We start from the raw sequence: 19,654 nt of genomic DNA, 5'->3' as shown, positions 1-19,654 counted from the left end.
TTGAGGATGGCGCATTCACTCGCTACCTCGGCGGCGATGATCGATCTCGTGACCGGCAAGCCCCCCGCGGCCACCCGCGTCGTCGTCGCCATGTCAGGCGGCGTCGACTCCTCGGTGGTGGCCGCGCTGTGCGCCGAAGCGGGGTACGAGACGATCGGCATCACGCTGCAGCTTTACGATCATGGCGCTGCGCTCGCGAAGAAGGGCGCGTGCTGCGCCGGCAGCGACATCCACGACGCGCACCGCGTCGCGGAAGCCATCGGCATCCCGCACTATGTGCTCGATTACGAGAGCCTGTTCCGCGAGAAGGTCATCGAGGATTTCGCCGATGCGTACGCGCGCGGCGAGACGCCGATCCCCTGCGTGCGCTGCAACCAGACGGTGAAATTCCGCGACCTGCTCGACGTGGCGCGCGACCTCGGCGCCGATTGCCTTGCGACCGGCCATTATGTGCAGCGGCTGATGGGGCCGGCGGGCGCCGAGTTGCACCGGGCGACCGACACGACGCGCGACCAGAGCTATTTCCTGTTCGCGACGACGCAGACGCAGCTCGATTATCTGCGCTTTCCCTTGGGCGGCATGCCGAAGACCGAGGTGCGCGCGCACGCCGAGCGCTTCGGCCTGCCGGTCGCGACCAAGCCCGACAGCCAGGACATCTGCTTTGTGCCCAACGGCAATTACGCCGACATCGTGCGCAAGCTCCGGCCTGAAGCGGGCGAGGCGGGCGACATCGTCGACCTGACCGGGCGCGTGCTCGGCCGGCACAAGGGGCTGATCCACTACACGGTCGGTCAGCGTCGCGGCATCGAGATCGGCGGGCAGGCCGATCCGCTGTACGTCGTGCGGCTCGACCCCGAGGCGCGACGGCTGGTGGTCGGCCCGCGCGAGGCGCTGGGCATCGCCGCGACCGAACTGTCCGAGGTCAACTGGCTCGGCGGCGCGGTGCCGCCCGAGGGGTTGGCCGTCGAGGTCAAGGTGCGCTCGACCGCCGCGCCGGTGCCGGCGCGGTGGGTCGGCGGCGAGGTCCGCTTCGATAGTCCCGAATATGGCGTCGCGCCGGGGCAGGCCTGCGTCGCCTATGCGGGCGACCGGGTGCTCGGCGGCGGCTGGATCAAGCGCACCGTCAGCGCACTTGCCGACGCGGCCTAGATCCGGAAAATACCTTCGATCACGGTGACGCAGCGGCCATCCAACAGGACGCGGTCTCCGGCAAGCGTGCAGTCGATCGCGCCGCCGCGCTTCGACGCCTGGAAGGCGGTGAAGCTGTTCCGGCCGAGCCGCTCCGCCCAATACGGCACCATCATCGCATGCGCCGATCCGGTGACCGGATCCTCGTCGATGCCGGCGGCCGGCGCGAACACGCGGCTGACCATGTCGACGCCGTCGTCGCCGGGCGCGGTTGCCATCGCCAGCACGCCGCCGAGTGCGGCCACGGCGCGGAAGTCGGGCGCCAGAGAGCGGACGGTCGTCGCATCGCTGAACACCGCCATCAGGCTCGGTTCGGCGGCATCGGTGGTTCGGTAGACCGCTTCGGGCGCCGCCCCGAAAGCGGCGGCGAGCGCCGCACCATCGACCGGCGCCGACAGCCACGCCGGCAGATCGAGCCGCAGCTTGTCGCCGAGGCGGCCGACGATCAGCACGCCGACATGGCGGGTGCGGAAACGCACCTCGGCCATCGCCGGCTCGCGCGACAGCACATGGTGGCCGCTGGCGAGCGTGGCATGGCCGCACATCTCGACCTCCGTGGCCGGCGTGAACCAGCGCAGCTCATAGTCGGCCTCGCCCGAAGAGTCGGGGATGATGAAGGCGGTTTCGGACAGGTTGTTCTCCATCGCGATGCCCTGCAGCGTCGCATCGTCGAGCCAGGCGTCGAGCGGCATCACCGCCGCCGAATTGCCCTGGAAGGGGCGGTCGGCGAAGGCGTCGATCTGGAAGAAGGGCAGGTCGGCGGTCATCGATTGGGCTCCGGCGTGTCGAAGAACTGGTCGTCGCGGTCGATATTGCCGGCCGGGTCGACGTGAATGAGGATTTCGGCGTGCGGGAAACCGCGTTCGATCAGCCGCTCCAGCTCGTCCACCACGGCATGCGCGTCACGCACGTTCATCGCCGGATCGAGCCAGAGGTGGAACTGGATGAAATCGGTAGCGCCGCTGGTGCGGGTGCGCAGCGAATGCACCCCGCCGGCCAGCCGGTGGCCGGCAAGCAGTTTGTCGAGCCGCTCCCGCCGTTCGGCCGGCCATTCGCGGTCCATCAGCATGTCGAGCGCCGCGCGCGCCGACCGCGCGGCGCCGGTGACGAGGTAGAGCGCGATGAACAGGCCGAAAGCCGCATCGGCGCCGCGCAGGCCGAGGCCCGCATCGAGCAGCAGTGCCGCGATCACCGAGACGTTGAGCAGCAGGTCCGACTGATAGTGAAGCTGGTCGGTATGGATGGCGAGCGAGCCGGTCGCCTGCGCGACCTTCCGCTGATAGCTGACCAGCGCGAGGGTCGCGGCGATCGCCGCCAGCGAAACGCCGATGCCGAGTTCGGGCGCCGCGGGTGCGGCGGGGGCTGCGAAGGCGGCGCCGGCCCGCCAGCCGATGGCGAGCGCCGACAGTCCGATCAGCATCGTTTGCAACAGCGCGGCGATGGCCTCCGCCTTGCCGTGGCCGAAGCGATGTTCGGCGTCCGCCGGCTGCGCGGCGATGCCGACGCCCATCAGGGTCACGAGGGACGCGAGCAGGTCGAGCGCGCTGTCGGCGAGCGATCCGAGCATCGCCACCGATCCGGTGCTCGCCGCTGCCCAGCTCTTGAGGCCAACCAGCGCCACTGCCATCGCCACCGAGGCGAGCGCCGCCCGCCGGGTCAGCCGGCCGCGCGCCTCGAGATGGCTGGTCACGGGAACAGCAGCCCGGTCGACCAGCCCTCGGCGGTGCGGCTGTAGACGAGCCGGTCGTGCAGCCGGTTGGGGCGGTCCTGCCAGAACTCGATCTGCGACGGGGTCACCCGCCAGCCGATCCAGTGCTTCGGCCGCGGCACCGGGCGGCCTTCATATTTGGCGGCGAAGGCGGCCATCCGCCGCTCGAAGGTGTCGCGGTCGCGCATCGGGCGCGACTGTTCCGAGGCCCAGGCACCGAGCTGCGAGTCGCGCGGGCGGCTGGCGTGATAGGCGTCGGCCTCGGCCGATTTGACCGGCGCGGCGAGGCCGTCGATGCGCACCTGGCGCCTCAGCGACTTCCAGTGGAAGTCGAGGTGAACCTGCGGATTGGCGGTCAGCTCCTCGCCCTTGCGGCTCTCGCGGTTCGAATAGAAGACGAAGCCGCGCTCGTCGAAACCCTTGCACAGTACGATCCGCGTCGACGGTCGTGCGTCGGGCGTGGCGGTGGCAAGCGCCATGGCGTTGGCGTCGCTCGGCTCCGACGCCTTCGCCTCGGCGAACCAGGCGGCGAACAGCTCGAAGGGGCTTTCGGGGATGGTGGCGAACATGGCGCCTGCTTAATGTCCGGCAGCCATCGGGGCAACGCATAGCCGTGGCGCCATGGTCGAGCGCGAAGCGTTAGACCTTTTCGACGGGCGCTGTGGTGCCTATCTCTGCCGTGTTGCTGCTGTGTAACAGTAGATTTAGCTCCCAGCCTGTGGTGACTGACGAACGATGAAGGATCTCTATTCCACTTTGGGCGTCGCGCGCGGGGCGGGCGATGACGAGATCAAGAAGGCGTATCGCAAGCTCGCCAAGGAATCGCATCCCGACCGCAACAAGGATAACGCCAAGGCCGCCGAGCGCTTCAAGGAGGTGTCGGCCGCCTACGCGATCCTGAGCGATAGCGACAAGCGCGCGCAATATGACCGCGGCGAGATCGATGAGAGCGGATCCCCCAAGGCACCGTTCGGCTTCGGCGGTGGGGGCGGCCCCTACACCCGCACCGGCGCGCAAGGCGGAGGTGCTGGCGGCTTCGAGTTCGGCGGCGACCCGAGCGACCTGTTTTCCGAGCTGTTCGGCCGTGCCAACCGGCGCGCCGGCGGCGGTGGCGGCTTCGGCTTCGATTTCGACGAGCTGCGGCGGCGTCCGCCGGCGAAGGGCGCCGATGTCGCCTATCGCCTGTCGGTGCCGTTCGAGGCGGCGGCGCGGCTCGAGCCGCAGCGGATCACGCTGCGCAACGGCAAGACCATCGACCTGAAGCTGCCGGCGGGCTTCGCCAGCGGTCGTCAGGTGAAGCTGGCCGGGCAGGGCGAAAGCGGCGGCGGCGGCGCGGGTGACGCCCTGGTCACGCTCGACATCGCCGGCCACCGCTTCTTCACCCGCGACGGCGACGACGTGCGCATGGAGCTGCCGGTGCGCCTCGACGAGGCGGTGCTTGGCGCCAAAGTGAAGGTGCCGACGGTCGATGGCCCGGTGGTGGTCGCGATCCCGGCCGGATCGAGCAGCGGCAAGGTGCTGCGCCTGCGCGGCAAGGGCTTCACCAAGGCCGGCGGCGAGCGCGGCAACCAGTTCGTCGCGCTGATGATCGAACTTCCCGCCGACGATGCGGAGCTTCGTGACTTTGCGGAGCGTTGGGTGGAAGGCAAGGCGCACAACCCGCGGGCGGGGCTTGGCGTCGACTAGGCTGGTCGACAAGGACGGAATGGCAGCAGCACCTGACAGCATCCCGGGAGAAGTCGCGGCCGAAATCGGCCGCTTCGCCCGTGCACTCGGCTATTGCCGGAACCGATTCAGCCGTGCCTTCGCGATCGGCAGCCGGGTGCTGTCGCATACGTGGGAGGATGGCTTCATCCACGCGGGCAACCTTGCCTATCTGTCTCTCCTGACGCTGTTCCCCTTCTTCATCATCGTCGCTGCTATCGCCGGTGTGGCGGGCCAGAGCGACGATGTGTCGATCGCCATCAACAATTTCCTGCTGACGCTCCCCAAGGACGTCGCTGACCTGCTGGCGAAGCCGATCAGCGATGTGCTGACCGCGCGGTCGGGGCAGTTGCTCACCTTCGGTATCGTCGTCGGCCTGTGGTCGGTCGGCAGCTTCATCGAGACGATCCGCGACATCCTGCGGCGCGCCTATGAAGTGCGCGGCGGCGGACTTCCGATCTGGCGCTATCGCCTCGGCAGTTTCGCGCTGATCATCGGATCGGTGATCCTGATGCTGATCGCCTTCACTGCGCAGGTGATCCTGACCGGCGTCGAGCAGTTCGTCGAATTCATCATCCCTTGGGCGGACGACGCGCTGTCGCTCATCGCCTGGGGCCGCATTGCGCCGATCATCGCGCTGTTCGTCGCACTTTACATATTGTTCGTGTCGCTCACCCCGATGAAGTTTCGCGCCGGCTGCCCGAAATGGCCGGGCGCGGTGCTGACCACGGCGGTGTGGATCCTCACCACCATGCTGCTGCCGCTCGTGCTCGGCAGCCTTGCCCCCTACGATCTTACCTACGGGTCGCTGGCGGGCGTGATGATCTCGCTGATCTTTTTCTGGATCGTCGGCCTCGGCTTCGTGCTGGGCGCCGAGTTGAACGCCGCGCTGGCGCAAACGCCCAAAAACCGACTAGAGGAAGCCGAAGACAAACCGACGGGATGCGACTGATGGCCGGACTGATGGCAGGAAAACGCGGGCTGATCATGGGCGTGGCGAACGACCGCTCATTGGCCTGGGGCATCGCCAAGGCGCTGAATGCGCAAGGGGCGGAGCTGGCGTTCAGCTATCAAGGCGAGGCGCTGGAAAAGCGCGTGCGCCCGCTCGCCGAGGAGGTCGACAGCGACTTCCTGCTCGAATGCGACGTCTCCGACATGGCGAAGCTCGACGACGCCTTCGCGCGGCTCGCCGCCCGCTGGCCGACGATCGACTTCCTCGTCCACGCCATCGGCTTTTCGGACAAGAACGAGCTTCGCGGGAAGTATGTTGACACCACGCTCGACAACTTTCTGATGACGATGAACATTTCGGCCTACAGTTTCGTCGCCTGCGCGCAGCGCGCCGCGCCGCTGATGCCGAACGGCGGCTCGCTGCTGACGCTCAGCTATTACGGCGCCGAGAAGGTCGTGCCGCACTATAATGTGATGGGCGTGGCAAAGGCGGCGCTCGAGACCAGCGTGAAGTATCTCGCGATGGACCTGGGGCCCGACAACATCCGCGTGAACGCGATCTCCGCCGGGCCGATCAAGACGCTGGCCGCCAGCGGCATCGGCGACTTCCGCTACATTCTGAAGTGGAACGAGCTCAACTCGCCGCTGCGCCGCAACGTCACCATCGACGAGGTCGGCGGTGCCGGGCTGTATCTGGCCTCCGACCTGTCGAGCGGCGTCACCGGCGAGATCCACCATGTCGATGCCGGCTACAACGTCATCGGCATGAAGGCCGAGGACGCGCCCGACATCGCGCTGGCCTGATGGCCCTGGCCATCGATCACGTCCAGATCGCCATCCCGCCCGATGGCGAGGTGGCGGGTCGCCGCTTCTTCGGCGAGCTGCTCGGCCTCACCGAAATCGACAAGCCGGCAGACATGGCGGCGCGCGGCGGCTGCTGGTTCGAGATCGGCGCACAGCAGCTGCATCTGGGCGTCGAGAAGGATTTCCGGGCGGCACGCAAGGCGCATGTCGCGCTGGCGACCGACGGGCTCGAGGCGCTGCGCGACCGGCTGGCGGCCGCGGGTTTCGAGGCGCAGGACGATGCGCCCGTGGAGGGGCGCCGCCGCTTCTTCACTCACGACCCCTTCGGCAATCGCATCGAATTCATGGAGTCCGGCACGTGAGTTTCAACAGCTTCGGGCGGGTCTTCCGCTTCTCCACCTGGGGCGAAAGCCACGGGCCGGCGATCGGCGCGGTGGTCGACGGTTGCCCGCCGGGGCTGACGCTGAGCGAGGCTGATCTGCAGCCGTGGCTCGATAAGCGCCGCCCCGGCCAGTCGCGCTTCACCACCCAGCGCCGCGAGCCCGACGAGGTGCGTATCCTGTCGGGCGTGTTCGAAGGCCGGACGACGGGTACGCCGATCGCGCTGCAGATCGAGAATGTTGACCAGCGATCGAAGGATTATTCGGAGGTGGCGGCGAAGTATCGCCCCGGCCACGCCGATTATGCCTATGACGCGAAATATGGCTTCCGCGACCCGCGCGGCGGCGGGCGCAGTTCCGCGCGCGAGACCGCGTCGCGGGTGGCGGCGGGTGGCGTCGCGCGACTAGTGATCCCGGAAGTGCGCATCCGCGCCTATCTGGTCGAGCTGGGCGGCATCGCCATCGACCGCAATCGCTTCGACGACGCCGAGATCGACAACAACCCCTTCTTCTGTCCCGACGCGATCGTGGCGGCGGAATGGGAAGCCGCGCTTGATGCGGCGCGCAAGTCGGGGTCGTCGCTCGGCGCCGTGGTCGAATGCGTCGCTTCCGGCGTACCCGCCGGCTGGGGCGCGCCGCTCTATGCCAAGCTTGATGGTGAGCTGGCGGCGGCTATGATGAGCATCAACGCGGTGAAGGGCGTCGAGATCGGCGACGGCTTCGGCGCGGCGCGCCTGCGCGGCGAGGAGAATGCCGACCCGATGTGCCCCGGCGCCAATGGGCCGACCTTCCTGTCGAACCATGCGGGCGGCGTCGCCGGCGGCATCTCGACGGGGCAGGAGGTGGTGGTGCGCATCGCGCTCAAGCCGACCTCGTCGATCCTGACGCCGGTCGAGACCGTCACCCGCGAGGGCCAGGCCACCGAGATCGTCACCAAGGGCCGCCACGATCCCTGTGTCGGCATCCGCGCCGCGCCGGTCGCCGAGGCGATGATGGCGCTGGTGCTTGCCGACCAGAAGCTGCTGCACCGGGCGCAGATTGGCTGAGGGCGTGCTGCCCGCCGGGCATGTCGCGCGGCGGCTGCGCATCACCGGGCGCGTCCAGGGCGTCGGCTATCGGGCGTGGGCGGTCGAGACCGCCAGCGGCCTCGGCCTCGACGGCTGGGCGCGCAATCGAACCGACGGCAGCGTCGAAGCGCTGATCGTCGGCGAGGCGGCGGCGGTCGAGGATTTCATCCGCCGCGCACATGAGGGGCCGATGATAGCGAAGGTCGACGGTGTCGAGGCGATGCCCGCCAAGGGCATCGTCGCCAGCGGCTTCGTGCAGAAGCCGACGGTTTAATCACCCCGTCATTCCCGCGAAGGCGGGAACCCAGCACGGCGAGCGGCGCCCGCGGAGCGGGCATTTTCCTGTTTGGACGGGGTCCCCGCCTTCGCGGGGATGACGATCAGATTTAGTCCTGGAACGGATCGCGGACGAGGATGGTATCCTCGCGCTCGGGGCTGGTCGAGACCAGCGCCACCGGGCAGTTCACCAGTTCCTCGATGCGGCGGATATACTTGATCGCCTGCGCCGGAAGCTGCGCCCATGACCGGGCGCCGGCGGTCGAGCCCTGCCAGCCTTCGAACCGCTCGTAGATCGGCTCGACGGCGGCCTGCTCGCTCGGGTGCGCGGGGAAATAGTCGAGGGTGCGGTCGCCGAGCTTGTAGCCGGTGCAGATCATCACCTCGTCGAAGCCGTCGAGGATGTCGATCTTGGACAGCGCAATGCCGGTGACGCCCGAGACCGCGACCGACTGGCGGACCAGCACCGCGTCGAACCAGCCGCAGCGGCGCTTGCGGCCCGTCACGGTACCGAATTCATGGCCGCGCTCGCCAAGCCGCTGGCCGATCTCATTGTCCTGCTCGGTGGGAAACGGCCCCGAGCCGACACGCGTCGTATAGGCCTTCACCAGCCCCAGCACATAGCCAATCGCATTGGGGCCGAGGCCCGATCCGGCCGCCGCCTGCCCGGCGACGACGTTCGACGAAGTGACGAACGGGTAGGTGCCGTGGTCTACGTCGAGCAGCACACCCTGCGCGCCTTCGAACAGGATGCGCTTGCCGGCCTTGCGCGCCTCGTTGAGCGCCAGCCACGCCGGATGGGCGTAGGGCAGCACGAACGGCGCGATCGCCTCCAGTTCCGCGATCAGCTGCGCACGGTCGATCGGCTCGACGTTGAAGCCGGCGCGCAGCGCATTGTGGTGCGCGAGCAGGCGATCGATCTGCGGCCCCGCCTGGTCGAGGTGGGCGAGATCGCAGACGCGCAGCGCGCGGCGGCCGACCTTGTCCTCATAGGCCGGGCCGATGCCGCGGCGCGTGGTGCCGATCTTGCCGGCGCCCGACGCATCCTCGCGCAGCGCGTCGAGATCGCGGTGGAACGGCAGGATCAGCGGGCAGGTCTCCGCGATGCGCAGATTGGCGGGCGTTATCTCGACGCCCTGCGCGCGCAGCTTCTCGATCTCTTCCTTCAGGTGCCACGGATCGAGCACCACGCCGTTGCCGATCACCGACAGGGTGCCGCGCACGATGCCCGAGGGGAGCAGCGACAGCTTGTAGGTCTGGTTGCCGACGACCAGCGTATGGCCGGCATTGTGGCCGCCCTGGAAGCGCACCACGACATCGGCGCGGCTCGACAGCCAGTCGACGATCTTGCCCTTGCCCTCGTCACCCCACTGGGCGCCGATCACCACCACGTTGGCCAATTGACGATTCCTACCGTGATTGAATTCGCGCCGTGCAGCTATAGCATCGGGGGCGATCGGTCTACGGAGGACGTCCGATGAGGAGCCTGAAGTCGCTAATTCTCGTGGCATTGGTCGCATTGATGCCGGCGGCTGGCGTTCGCGCTCAGGTTACGGAGGGCGACCTGTTCGGCGGCGAGGTCATGCGGCCGGCGCCGACCGGGCGAACGCTGCGCTACGGCGAGGCGAAGGAGGAAACGATTAGGGTGTATCGTGGCCGGGGGAGCGGCTCTGCGCCGGTCACCCTGCTGTTCGATGCATCGGATACGAGTTCGCGGCACCGGAACTATGTAACCGAAGAACTCATCCGTGCGCTCACGGATCGCGGGATTGCTGTGGTCAGCATCAAGGGAGACTCCAAGACGCTTGGCGGTGAAATGGATTCCGTTCGGCGGTCGTTGCAGTTCGTCGTGGCCAATGCTGCAAAAGAACGGCTCGACCTGAGCCGGATCGCGCTGACGGGATATAGCTTCGGCGTCCACCTCGCAGGGCTGCTCGCGACCGACCCCACCTATCTACGGTCGGCGGGGCTCGATTTCGAAGCGCTCCGTGCTGCCATGTTTCTCGATGGCGGCCTGATGTCGGCTGCTGAGCTTGCCACCGAACGCGCAAAGGCGCCGAGCGGCTCCTACTGGAGCGGCGATGCGGCGGTGGTCGCCGCGCTTGTGCCTGAGGTCCATCTCGCGTCGCCGAACGTGCCGCGGGTTTTCTTCGCCAATTTCAAAGACTCGAAATCGCGAACTGCGTCGGCCGATACCTTCGCCGATCAGCTGAAAGCAGCCGGCGTTGATGTCAAAGTTCACACAATGATGCCGGGCGATGGCGCGGCGAGCGGTGAGCCCGACCGCCGAAGCTTCCGGCTGATCCGCGAATTTATCGAGGCCGCGCTCAAACCGCCTCGTTGACGCGCCCGTTCGACCAGCGGTGCGTGCACCTGAAAGCGCGCGCATCGGCGTCGGGTTCGAGCGCCGCTACGGTGGCCCAGCCCTCGGCGCGCAGTTTGGCGCCGACCTCGGGCGCGGTGCCGAGCGGTAGCAGGATGCGGCGGTGTTTCACTTCGCCGAGGCCCGCGTCGACGAGGCCGTCGACGTAGAGCGAGAAGCCGACGGCGGGTTCTTCGTCGCCGTTCGGATGCACGATGGTGTAGGCGCCGCCACGGCCGACTTCGCCGCGCACGCCGGCGGCGAAGATCGAGAAGCCGATCCAGCTCTGGAATTCGAAGCCGTGGCGCTCGGTCGGGTCGAGCGTGGCGGGGGTGTCGCCGAGCGCGGTGATGATCGCGGCGGCATCGCCGAGCATAGCGGCGGCGCGACCCGACAGGCCGAGCGCGCGCAGCTTGGCAAGTGACGGCGCGGCGGGACCGGCGGCGGCGATCAGCGTCTCGTAGCGGTCGGCACCGAGCGCGCGGAGGCCGGCGACGTCCTTGCCGTCGAGCAGGCGGTGCGCCTCGGCGAGTTGCAGCGGTTCCAGTGGCCAGGGGCCGGCGGCGAGTTCGGCGACGAACTCGGGCAGGGTGATGTCGACGGTGAGGCCGGTGAGCCCGGTCTGGGCGAGCGCCTCGACGGCGAGCTTCAGCACCTCGGCGACGGCGGCGACGCTGTCGCGACCGATCAGCTCGGCGCCGGCCTGCAGTGCCTCGCGCTCGGGGCGGAGCTGGTCGCCGCGCACGCGCAGCACCGGGCCGCCGTAAGCGAGGCGCAGCGGGCGGGCGATGTGGGCGAGGCGGGTGGCGGCAATGCGGCCGACCTGCCCGGTCATGTCGTGGCGCAGCGCGAGATTGGCGCCCGACACCGGGTCGATGAAGCGCAGCAAATCCTGCTTCCGCGCCGAACCGAGGCGGCCGATCAGACTGTCCTCGAACTCGACCAGCGGCGGCTGGACGCGCTCATAGCCATGCGCCGCGACGCAATCGAGGAGGCCGCGGAGCAGATTGGCGGCGGCTTCCGCCTGCGGCGGCAGGCGGTCGCGGAGGCCTTCGGGAAGCAGGCCCTGAGTGATCGGGTCAGTCATGTCGCGGGCGTCATATCCCAAAGCGCCGCCCCCGCGAAGGCGGGAGCGACGCTTGTCCGTCAGAAGTTGAGCGACTTCACCGTCCGCACGCCCGGCAGGCGGCAGATGGTCCACATCAGCGGCTCGGTGACCGGCTCGTCGACCGACAGCAGCACGATCGCCTCGCCGCCCGCCGCACGGCGGCCGAGGTGGAAGGTGCCGATGTTGACCGAGGCCTCGCCGAGCGTAGTGCCGAGGCGGCCGATGAAGCCCGGCTTGTCCTCGTTGACGACGTAGAGCATCGAGCCCTTCAGATCGGCCTCGACCTTGATGCCGAAGATCTCGACGAGGCGCGGGATCACATTGCCGAACAGGGTGCCGGCGACCGAGCGCTCGCCCTCGGGCGTGCGGACGGTAACGCGGACCAGCGTGTGATAGTCGATCTCGCGCTCGTGCCGGACCTCGGCGACGTCGATGTTGCGCTCGCGCGCCAGATGCGGCGCGTTGACCATGTTCACCGTGTCCGAATGCTGGCGCATCAGCCCGGCGAGCACCGCGGCGGTGATCGGCTTCATGTTGAGTTCGGCGGCGGCGCCCTCGACCTCCACCGTCACGCCGCGCACTTCCTCCGACACGAGCTGGCCGACCAGCGAGCCCAGCTCCTCGGCGAGCGCCATGTAGGGCTTGAGGCGCGGCGCCTCCTCGGCCGACAGGCTCGGCATGTTGAGCGCGTTGGTGACGCCGCCGCTGATCAGGAAGTCGGCCATCTGCTCGGCGACCTGGATCGCGACGTTGACCTGCGCCTCGGTGGTCGAGGCGCCGAGGTGCGGGGTCGAGATGAAGTTGGGCGTGCCGAACAGCGGCGACTTCTCCGCCGGCTCCTCGACGAACACGTCGAGCGCGGCGCCGGCGATGTGGCCGCTGTCGAGCAAATCCTTCAGCGCTGCCTCGTCGATGAGGCCGCCGCGCGCGCAGTTGACGATGCGCACGCCCTTCTTGGTCTTGGCGAGATTCTCGCGGCTGAGGATGTTGCGCGTGCTGTCGGTCAGCGGCGTGTGCAGGGTGATGAAGTCGGCACGCGCCAGCACATCGTCGAGCGACGCCTTCTCGATGCCGAGGTCCTGTGCGCGCTCGGGCGTCAGGAAGGGGTCATAGGCCATGACGCGCATCTTCAGGCCGAGCGCGCGGTCGGCGACGATCGAGCCGATGTTGCCGGCACCGATCAGGCCGAGCGTCTTGCCGGTGACCTCGACGCCCATGAAGCGGTTCTTCTCCCACTTGCCGGCCTGGGTCGAGGCGTCGGCCTCGGGAAGCTGGCGGGCGAGCGCGAACATCAGCGCGATGGCATGCTCGGCGGTGGTGATCGAGTTGCCGAACGGGGTGTTCATGACAACGACGCCGCGCGCCGAGGCGCCGGGCACGTCGACGTTGTCGACGCCGATGCCGGCGCGGCCGACCACCTTTAGATTGGTGGCGGCGGCGAGCACTTCCTTCGTCACCTTGGTCGCGGAACGAATGGCGAGGCCGTCATAGTCGCCGATGATGGCGAGCAGCTCGTCCTTGGTCAGGCCGGGCTTCTCGTGAACCTCGACGCCGCGCGCGCGGAAAATCTCGGCGGCCTTGGGAGACATCTTGTCGGAAATCAGGACCTTGGGCATGGGGAATCCCCTTTATTTTCCGTCATCCCCGCGAAGGCGGGGACCCACTTTCGAGCACCGTGATCGTTAGTGAGTGGGTCCCCGCCTGCGCGGGGATGACAATCTGTGGATCAGAGCTTGGAGGTGACCTCGGCGAAGGCCCAGTCGAGCCAGGGGCCGAGCGCCTCGACGTCGGCGGTGTCGACCGTCGCGCCGCACCAGATGCGCAACCCCGGTGGGGCATCGCGGTAGCCGCCGATGTCGAAGGCGACGCCTTCCTTCTCGAGCAGCGACGCGATCTTCTTCGGCACATCGGGGTTGGCGGCATACGCCGGGTCGACGACCTTCACGCAGACGCTGGTATTCGATCGCGTCGCCGGATCGCCGGCGAGATGGTCGATCCACGGCGCGCGCTGCACCCAGCGGTCGAGCGCCTGCGCGTTCGCCTCCGACCGCGCGATCAGCTCGTCGAGCCCGCCGATCGAATCCGCCCATTCGAGCGCGTCGATATAATCCTCGACCGCGAGCATCGACGGGGTGTTGATCGTCTCGCCCTCGAAGATGCCTTCGATCAGCTCGCCGCCCTTGGTCATGCGGAAGATCTTCGGCAGCGGCCAGGCTGGCTTGTAGCTTTCCAGCCGCTCGACGGCGCGTGGGGACAGGATCAAGACGCCGTGGCCGCCTTCGCCACCCAGCACCTTCTGCCAGGAGTAGGTGACGACATCGAGCTTGTCCCACGGCATTGGCATCGCGAACACCGCCGAGGTGGCGTCGGCGATCATCAGCCCTTCGCGGTCGTCGCGGATCCAGTCGCGGTTCGGCACGCGCACGCCCGAGGTGGTGCCGTTCCAGGTGAAGACGACGTCGTGGTCCTGCTGCACGCGGGTCAGGTCGGGCAGCTCGCCATAGGGCGCCTTCATGACGTTGGCATCGAGCTTCAGCTGCTTGACGACGTCGGTCACCCAGCCCTCACCGAAGCTCTCCCATGCGAGCAGCGTGACGGGGCGGGCGCCGAGCATCGACCAGAGCGCCATCTCGACCGCGCCGGTGTCCGACGCCGGCACGATGCCGATGCGGTAGCCGGCGGGCACCTGCAGCACCTTGCGCGTCAGATCGAGCGCGTGCTTCAGACGCGTCTTGCCGAGCTTCGACCGATGCGAACGGCCAAGCACCTCGATGTTGAGCTTGTCGGGGGACCAGCCGGGGCGCTTCGCGCACGGGCCGGAAGAAAAGTACGGCCGTGCAGGACGCACGGCTGGCGGGGTATTCGTCAATGTAACTCTCCTCTCAGAGAGCACGCGCCGCGTTGGGACGGCGTGGCCCGCCGCCGGTTCTACGGGCGGCGGGCCGGAAGTCAACGAGTTCAGCGAGAAGCTTTTCTTTCAGGCCGGTGAGACGATCAGAAACGTGCCTTGATCGTCAGGCCGTAAGTGCGCGGATCACCAAGCTGCCCGGCGACGAGGCCGACGTTGCTCGGGGCGACCTGCAGCAACTCGAAATAATTGGTGTCGAAGGCGTTGCGGACCCAGCCGAACAGATCGATCCCCGCCTCGGTGCGGAATCCGACCCGGAAGTTGGTGACCGCGTAGCCCTCGATGTTGGTGTAGATCGACTGCGACGGGTTCGAGGAGAAGCCAGAGCGGTAGTTGCCGTCGATCCCGAGATAGGCCTGCCCTTCCTTGGCCAGCAGCGTCACCGGCGCATTGACCTCGGCCCCGTAGGAGAAGGCCCATTCCGAGACGCCGGGGAGGCGCTGGCCGGAGATGTCGCAATTGGCGGGGCTGAAGCCGCCCGGGGTGCCCGGCGCGCTGGCCGGATTCGCCGCCGTGGCGGCGGTGCCGCCCGACAGTTCGGGCGGGCAAGGCGCATCGACGAAGCGGACATATTTCGCATCGGTGTAGGCGCCGTTCGCATAGGCGGTGAACCGCTCGCTCGGACGGATGGAGAAATCGGCCTCGACACCCTGCGAGCGCACCTTGCCCGCATTGGCGAGGTAGCCGCGCAGGACGCCGAGCTGGCCGTTGGTCACCGTCGCCTGGTAGTTCTTGATGTCGGTCAGGAACGCCGAGACGTTGAGCGTCGCCTTGCGGTCCCAGAACTGCGTCTTGAGGCCGGCCTCGAAGTGGTTGACCGATTCGGGCTTGATGACGCCCGCCCCCAGGATTGGGTTGCCGGCGGCGTCGGTCGGCAGGCCGTTCTGGTTGATGCCGACCGTCTTGAAGCTCTTGGCATAGGTTGCGTAGGTGAGCAGATCGTCGGCGAGTGCGTAGTTGAGGTTGAGGTCGTAGCTGAAGTTCCAGTCGCTGACCGACGGCTCGCTGATCTGCGCCTGATAGACGCCGAGCCGCGCCGTCCGGATCGCGCTCGCCGGCTGCGTCGTGACATCGACCCCCGCCGCGTCGAGCACCCGGCGCTGGTAAAAGCCCGATTTCTTGTCATAGTTGATGCGGACGCCCGGCTGGACGGTGAAGGCATCGGTGAGCTTCCAGCTAACCTGTCCGAACGCGGCGGCGCTGGTGCTCTTCAGATATTGGGTGTTGATCGCCGACAGGCCGTTCAGCGTCGCCGGATTGTTCGCGATGTTCGCCGGATCGGCCGACGGCGCGAGGTTCCAGCGGCTGGCGGCGAGGCCCTGCTGTTCGAGACCCTGCGTGTCGATCCGCTGATCAAAGCCGAACAGCCCAACGACGAAGTCGGCCTTCTCGCCCGAATAATTGTAGCGGAATTCCTGCGAATATTGGTCCTGCTGCGACGGGTTCTGCGATTTGGAGACGATCGCGAGGCCAGTGAAATCGCGGTCGTTCTCCGGCTTCCAATCCCAGAAGCGCCAGGCGGTGATCGAGGACAGCGTGCCCGCGCCAAGATCCCACACCGCCTTCAGCGACGCGCCGCCGATCTGGTTGCCCGCGCGCAGGCTGGCGTCGATGTCGGTCAGCCGGTCGAAGGGATTGCGGCTGACGACGGTGTAGCCCTGCGCGGCCGCGAGCGCGGCATACTGGCGATTGAGCGGGCGCTGGGTGAGTCCGGTGCGGACGAACACGGTGCCGCAGCATTCGGGCTCCTGGCGGCTGTAATCACCCGCCAGCGTGAGGCTGAGGTCGTCGTTCGGCCTGAACAGCAACTGGCCGCGGACGCCGAGATTGTCCTGCTCGTTGATGTAGCGGTCGGTGCGCGTGTTGAAGACCGTACCGCGCCGGCTGGTGGTCGCCACCGCGATGCGCGCCGCGAGCTTGTCCGACAGCGGCCCTGACACCGCCGCCTTGGCCTGCTTGTAGTCGAGATTGCCGAAGGTCACCTCGGCCCGGCCCTCGAACTCGAAGGTCGGTTGATTGGTGGTGATGTTGATCGCGCCGGCGGTGGTGTTCTTGCCGTAGAGCGTCCCCTGCGGCCCGCGCAGCACCTCGACCTGGCGCACGTCGAGGAAGTCGAAGGTCGCCGACGCGACGCGCGAGTTATAGACGTCGTCGACATAGATGCCGACGCCCTGTTCGAAGCCGTCGCTGGTCAGGCCGTACGGCACGCCGAGGCCGCGGATATTGACCGCGGTGTTGCGCGGGTTGGACGAATAAACCTGCAGGGTCGGCGCAAGCTGCTGCAGCTTGACGATATTGAAGTTGCCGGTGGCCTCGATGCTGTCGGCGGTGACGACCGAGATCGCCAGCGGCACCTCCTGCGCGGTCTCCTCACGACGCCGGGCGGTGACGACGATCTCGTCGCCGGTGAAGGTGGAGGCCGCCTCGGCGACCTGCGTGGTGGGGGCCGGCGCGGCTTCGGCGGGGGCGGCTTCCTGCGCCAGGGCGAGGGTCGGAAGGCCGGCGAGCGCGCTGCTGGCGATGAGGAGAGTGCGGAAGGTCACGTCTTATTCCTTATGGCTGGGCTGCCGCGGGCATGCGGCAGCGGCCGGGCGCGCGGCCTTCGCCGCCGTCCGTGGTCACTGATCGAAAGCTGAAAACTGGGTCGGGCGGTCAGGCCGTGGCGGTCATCATCACGCTGGCCCGACATCGCGCGATGCTGGCGGAATGACTGGACGCACGAGCTAGAAGCGACGGGGCAATCTGATGTCGGCGGCGCATGTTCCCTCCAGGGCCGTCTGGCTTTCCCTTGGAAGGCATAGAATACTCTACCGTTCCGGTAGACAAACAATAAAGACTGGGGGGAGGCTAAAGCGCAGCTATCGCATTCGCCTCGCGCCGGACGGCATCGGCCAGCGAGAAGCCGTCGAGCACCCGCGCGCTTTCCTCTCGCACCACGAGCGCGGCGCGCCGGATGGCGCAGGTCACCTCGTCCTGGCAGTCGCCGCAGGGCGCATAGGCGGTCAGGCTGGCGCAAGGGACCAGCGCCAGCGGCCCGTCGAGCAGGCGGATCACCTCGCCGAACGAGATGTCCTTTGCCGCACGCGCCAGCCGGTAGCCGCCGCTGCGGCCGCGGGTCGATTCGACGATGCCGGCGCGCTTCAGGTCGAGCAGGATCAGCTCGAGAAACTTGCGCGGCACCCGCTCGGTCGCGGAAATCGTTGCGATCTGCTGCGGCGCGTCGGCAGAGCCGCCGGCCAGCATGATCAGCGAACGGAGCGCGTAGCGGGTGCGTTGTGACAGCATCGCCGCGCAGCTTTAGCGGCTGCGGCGGCGGCGGCAAGCGCACCGCTACGCTAGTTCGGTCGGCATCCGAACCAGGCATCGTCCGTCATCCGCTGCGCGCGAAGTTCGGCCGCGCGGGCGACCGCCGTCGCGTTGCTGCCGCCGAGGAGGCCATCGAGCAGCACCTGCCCGAAGCCCCACGAGCCGAGGTCCGACGCGGCGTTGATGTGGCCGAGTTTGCCGGCCTCGACGAAGCTCGCGCCCCAGCGCTCGGCGAAGCAGCGCGCGCGGTCGAGGCTGACGTAGCCGTCGTCTTCGCTGGCGACGACGATGGTGCGGAAGGGGAGCGGGGTGCGCGCCGCCGGAAAGCGGCCGATCGCCTCACGGACGCCGGGCCGCTCGGGATCGCAAGGGGCGACGAGCAGCGCGCCGCGGATGCGGCCCTGCCATTGCCCGAACAGCGCGGTCGCATAGTCGACGAGCAGGCAGCCGAGGCTATGCGCGACGAGAACCACATCGCCCGGCGCGCCGCGGACGGCGCGGTAGAGCGAGCCGGTCCATTCGTCGGGCTCGGCCTCCGCCCAGTCGCGTTGGTCGACGCGGCGGCAGTCGCCGCGCTCGGCTTCCCAGCGGGTCTGCCAATGATCGGGGCCGGAACCGTCGATGCCCGGGATGATGAGGGCGGTGGCGGGAGTCGCGATCATGTCAGGCTCCTGTCAGTGCGGGGGCATCAGGGTGAGCAGCGCCGCGCCGGCGGCGGCGGTGGCAAAGGCGAGCCAGGCGAGCAACTGCTCGCCGCGCTGGCGGCGCGTGGTGGCACGGGTCCGCATCAGAACGGCCGATCGCCGACAACGGTGACGCGCTCAACGACGCGTTCCTCGGGCCAATAGTCGAGCACGGCGTAATGCTGCGTCGAGCGGTTGTCCCAGAACACGATGGCGTTGGGCGTCCAGCGCAGCCGCACCTGATACTCGGGCGCCTTCACCCGCTCGATCAGCTGCGCCAGCAGCTCCGTCGAATCCGCTTCCGGAAGGCCGATGATCTTCGTCGTGAAGACATGGTTCACGAACAGCGTCTTCTCGCCGGTCTCGGGATGGGTGCGAACGACCGGGTGCGCCTGCGGCGGATATTCGGCACGCAGCGCCTGCCGCTTCGCCTCGTCGACGCGGTAGCCGAAGCTCTGCAGGATATCATGCTCGGCGGAGAGGCCGGCGATGCGCGCTTTCAGATCATCGGGCAGGTCGCGATAGACGGCGGCCATGTCGGCGAACAAGGTATCGCCGCCTGCCGAGGGCATCTTGCGCATGCGCAGGATGCCGCCGAGCGATGGCGCCGGCCGGAAGGTGACGTCGGTGTGCCATTTGTTGGCGGCGCGGACGATCGGCGCGATCCGCTCGTTGAGCTTCATGCCGTCGGCGGCCTCGATGTGCAGGATCTCGGAATAGCCGGGCACGGTCGCGGTCACCGGATGGCCTTCGAGGTCGCCGAAATAGCGGCCGAAGCGCAGATGATCGTCGTGGCTGATGTCCTGGTCGCGGAAGACGATGACCTTGTGCTTCAGCAGCGCGGCGCGGACGGCGGCGACCGCAGCAGCGTCAAGCGGCTGGGTCAGGTCGACGCCCTCGATCTCGGCGCCGAGGACGGGGCCGAGCGGCACGGCGCGGACATCGGGTGCCTTCGAGGCGGCAGCGGGGCGTTCGAGCGTGGCGACAGTCACGGGGAAACCTCGTCGAAGAGCCGGCCCGCCCGCACGGCAGGCGGGCCGGATGAGTTGTCAGGATCGGGGAAAGATCGGTGCCGCGTCAGCGGCGATCGTCGGGCGCCGGCGGCAGCATGAAAGCTGGACTGTACATGTCGTCATCCCTTCCGGACGATGGCACGAACTGCGTTGATGCCCTCCGCTCGAGTTCAGACCGAGCGGCGGTAGGATCAGT

19 protein-coding genes are annotated in these 19,654 nt (G+C 68.1%); 8 read left to right on the top strand and 11 right to left on the bottom strand.

The genetic code is table 11. From position 1 onward, the window contains the following. Positions 1-36 precede the first annotated feature (36 nt). Positions 37-1,149: a tRNA 2-thiouridine(34) synthase MnmA gene (gene mnmA, locus ACFOMD_RS04905; protein WP_380857703.1), complete on the top strand. Its 1,113-nt coding sequence runs from the start codon at positions 37-39 to the stop codon at positions 1,147-1,149. Here mnmA and ACFOMD_RS04900 read toward each other — a convergent pair. The 3 genes from ACFOMD_RS04900 to pdxH are packed head-to-tail and all read right to left on the bottom strand — an operon-like array spanning position 1,146 to position 3,465. Next, the gene (locus ACFOMD_RS04900) at positions 1,146-1,955 is read right to left on the bottom strand and encodes a PhzF family phenazine biosynthesis protein (protein WP_380857700.1); all 810 of its coding nucleotides are present in this window, start codon (positions 1,953-1,955) and stop codon (positions 1,146-1,148) included. The genes mnmA and ACFOMD_RS04900 overlap by 4 nt on opposite strands. Beyond that, on the bottom strand, positions 1,952-2,878 hold the full coding sequence (locus tag ACFOMD_RS04895) for a cation diffusion facilitator family transporter (RefSeq protein WP_380857697.1): 927 nt from the start codon (positions 2,876-2,878) through the stop codon (positions 1,952-1,954). The genes ACFOMD_RS04900 and ACFOMD_RS04895 overlap by 4 nt, the downstream gene beginning before the upstream one ends. Further along, positions 2,875-3,465, bottom strand: coding sequence for a pyridoxamine 5'-phosphate oxidase (gene pdxH / locus ACFOMD_RS04890; protein ID WP_380857694.1), 591 nt, complete (start codon positions 3,463-3,465; stop codon positions 2,875-2,877). The genes ACFOMD_RS04895 and pdxH overlap by 4 nt, the downstream gene beginning before the upstream one ends. 166 nt (positions 3,466-3,631) lie before the next feature. Between pdxH and ACFOMD_RS04885 the strand changes: the two genes are divergently transcribed. The 6 genes from ACFOMD_RS04885 to ACFOMD_RS04860 are packed head-to-tail and all read left to right on the top strand — an operon-like array spanning position 3,632 to position 8,076. Continuing rightward, entirely contained in the window at positions 3,632-4,582 is a 951-nt protein-coding gene (locus tag ACFOMD_RS04885) for a DnaJ C-terminal domain-containing protein (protein WP_380857691.1), read from the top strand. 19 nt (positions 4,583-4,601) lie between these two features. After that, entirely contained in the window at positions 4,602-5,552 is a 951-nt protein-coding gene (locus tag ACFOMD_RS04880; RefSeq protein WP_380857688.1) for a YihY/virulence factor BrkB family protein, read from the top strand. Then, positions 5,552-6,355, top strand: a complete 804-nt coding sequence (gene fabI, locus ACFOMD_RS04875) for an enoyl-ACP reductase FabI (protein ID WP_380857686.1) — start codon at positions 5,552-5,554, stop codon at positions 6,353-6,355. The genes ACFOMD_RS04880 and fabI overlap by 1 nt, the downstream gene beginning before the upstream one ends. Then, on the top strand, positions 6,355-6,717 hold the full coding sequence (locus tag ACFOMD_RS04870) for a VOC family protein (RefSeq protein WP_380857684.1): 363 nt from the start codon (positions 6,355-6,357) through the stop codon (positions 6,715-6,717). The genes fabI and ACFOMD_RS04870 overlap by 1 nt, the downstream gene beginning before the upstream one ends. Continuing rightward, the gene (gene aroC / locus ACFOMD_RS04865) at positions 6,714-7,781 is read left to right on the top strand and encodes a chorismate synthase (RefSeq protein WP_380857681.1); all 1,068 of its coding nucleotides are present in this window, start codon (positions 6,714-6,716) and stop codon (positions 7,779-7,781) included. The genes ACFOMD_RS04870 and aroC overlap by 4 nt, the downstream gene beginning before the upstream one ends. After that, positions 7,774-8,076, top strand: coding sequence for an acylphosphatase (locus ACFOMD_RS04860; RefSeq protein WP_380857678.1), 303 nt, complete (start codon positions 7,774-7,776; stop codon positions 8,074-8,076). The genes aroC and ACFOMD_RS04860 overlap by 8 nt, the downstream gene beginning before the upstream one ends. A gap of 112 nt (positions 8,077-8,188) precedes the next feature. Here ACFOMD_RS04860 and ACFOMD_RS04855 read toward each other — a convergent pair whose 3' ends face one another. Beyond that, on the bottom strand, positions 8,189-9,478 hold the full coding sequence (locus ACFOMD_RS04855) for an adenylosuccinate synthase (RefSeq protein WP_380857675.1): 1,290 nt from the start codon (positions 9,476-9,478) through the stop codon (positions 8,189-8,191). 77 nt (positions 9,479-9,555) lie between these two features. Here ACFOMD_RS04855 and ACFOMD_RS04850 point away from each other — a divergent pair, with 77 nt between their 5' ends. After that, complete coding sequence (locus ACFOMD_RS04850) at positions 9,556-10,422, top strand: hypothetical protein (RefSeq protein WP_380857672.1); 867 nt, start codon at positions 9,556-9,558, stop codon at positions 10,420-10,422. Here ACFOMD_RS04850 and ACFOMD_RS04845 read toward each other — a convergent pair. From ACFOMD_RS04845 to ACFOMD_RS04815, 7 genes are all read right to left on the bottom strand, one after another. Then, complete coding sequence (locus ACFOMD_RS04845; protein WP_380857669.1) at positions 10,406-11,527, bottom strand: ATP phosphoribosyltransferase regulatory subunit; 1,122 nt, start codon at positions 11,525-11,527, stop codon at positions 10,406-10,408. The genes ACFOMD_RS04850 and ACFOMD_RS04845 overlap by 17 nt on opposite strands. Before the next feature lie 59 nt (positions 11,528-11,586). Beyond that, positions 11,587-13,164, bottom strand: coding sequence for a phosphoglycerate dehydrogenase (gene serA / locus ACFOMD_RS04840; protein ID WP_380857666.1), 1,578 nt, complete (start codon positions 13,162-13,164; stop codon positions 11,587-11,589). 110 nt (positions 13,165-13,274) lie between these two features. Then, positions 13,275-14,417 (bottom strand): phosphoserine transaminase, encoded by a 1,143-nt coding sequence (locus tag ACFOMD_RS04835; RefSeq protein ID WP_380857663.1) that lies wholly within the window; start codon positions 14,415-14,417, stop codon positions 13,275-13,277. Positions 14,418-14,542: 125 nt separating this feature from the next. After that, positions 14,543-16,999, bottom strand: coding sequence for a TonB-dependent receptor (locus ACFOMD_RS04830; protein ID WP_380857660.1), 2,457 nt, complete (start codon positions 16,997-16,999; stop codon positions 14,543-14,545). Between the two features lie 304 nt (positions 17,000-17,303). Continuing rightward, complete coding sequence (locus ACFOMD_RS04825) at positions 17,304-17,741, bottom strand: RrF2 family transcriptional regulator (protein WP_380857657.1); 438 nt, start codon at positions 17,739-17,741, stop codon at positions 17,304-17,306. A gap of 50 nt (positions 17,742-17,791) precedes the next feature. Further along, entirely contained in the window at positions 17,792-18,424 is a 633-nt protein-coding gene (locus ACFOMD_RS04820; RefSeq protein ID WP_380857654.1) for an RBBP9/YdeN family alpha/beta hydrolase, read from the bottom strand. 125 nt (positions 18,425-18,549) lie between these two features. Beyond that, complete coding sequence (locus tag ACFOMD_RS04815; protein WP_380857651.1) at positions 18,550-19,437, bottom strand: TauD/TfdA dioxygenase family protein; 888 nt, start codon at positions 19,435-19,437, stop codon at positions 18,550-18,552. Positions 19,438-19,654 lie beyond the last annotated feature (217 nt).

This window comes from Sphingoaurantiacus capsulatus (genome assembly GCF_042648405.1).
Lineage (GTDB): Bacteria > Pseudomonadota > Alphaproteobacteria > Sphingomonadales > Sphingomonadaceae > Sphingoaurantiacus > Sphingoaurantiacus capsulatus.
This window is presented reverse-complemented; position numbering and strand designations above follow the sequence as displayed.

What these genes read in the sequence shown, in the direction of transcription:
- ACFOMD_RS04845 (WP_380857669.1), bottom strand. Translation starts at nt 11,527, where the DNA reads ATGACTGACCCGATCACTCAGGGCCTGCTTCCCGAAGGCCTCCGCGAC.
- ACFOMD_RS04885 (WP_380857691.1), top strand. Translation starts at nt 3,632, where the DNA reads ATGAAGGATCTCTATTCCACTTTGGGCGTCGCGCGCGGGGCGGGCGAT.
- mnmA (WP_380857703.1), top strand. Translation starts at nt 37, where the DNA reads ATGATCGATCTCGTGACCGGCAAGCCCCCCGCGGCCACCCGCGTCGTC.
- ACFOMD_RS04900 (WP_380857700.1), bottom strand. Translation starts at nt 1,955, where the DNA reads ATGACCGCCGACCTGCCCTTCTTCCAGATCGACGCCTTCGCCGACCGC.
- ACFOMD_RS04825 (WP_380857657.1), bottom strand. Translation starts at nt 17,741, where the DNA reads ATGCTGTCACAACGCACCCGCTACGCGCTCCGTTCGCTGATCATGCTG.
- ACFOMD_RS04820 (WP_380857654.1), bottom strand. Translation starts at nt 18,424, where the DNA reads ATGATCGCGACTCCCGCCACCGCCCTCATCATCCCGGGCATCGACGGT.
- ACFOMD_RS04850 (WP_380857672.1), top strand. Translation starts at nt 9,556, where the DNA reads ATGAGGAGCCTGAAGTCGCTAATTCTCGTGGCATTGGTCGCATTGATG.
- serA (WP_380857666.1), bottom strand. Translation starts at nt 13,164, where the DNA reads ATGCCCAAGGTCCTGATTTCCGACAAGATGTCTCCCAAGGCCGCCGAG.
- ACFOMD_RS04880 (WP_380857688.1), top strand. Translation starts at nt 4,602, where the DNA reads ATGGCAGCAGCACCTGACAGCATCCCGGGAGAAGTCGCGGCCGAAATC.
- fabI (WP_380857686.1), top strand. Translation starts at nt 5,552, where the DNA reads ATGGCCGGACTGATGGCAGGAAAACGCGGGCTGATCATGGGCGTGGCG.
- ACFOMD_RS04870 (WP_380857684.1), top strand. Translation starts at nt 6,355, where the DNA reads ATGGCCCTGGCCATCGATCACGTCCAGATCGCCATCCCGCCCGATGGC.
- pdxH (WP_380857694.1), bottom strand. Translation starts at nt 3,465, where the DNA reads ATGTTCGCCACCATCCCCGAAAGCCCCTTCGAGCTGTTCGCCGCCTGG.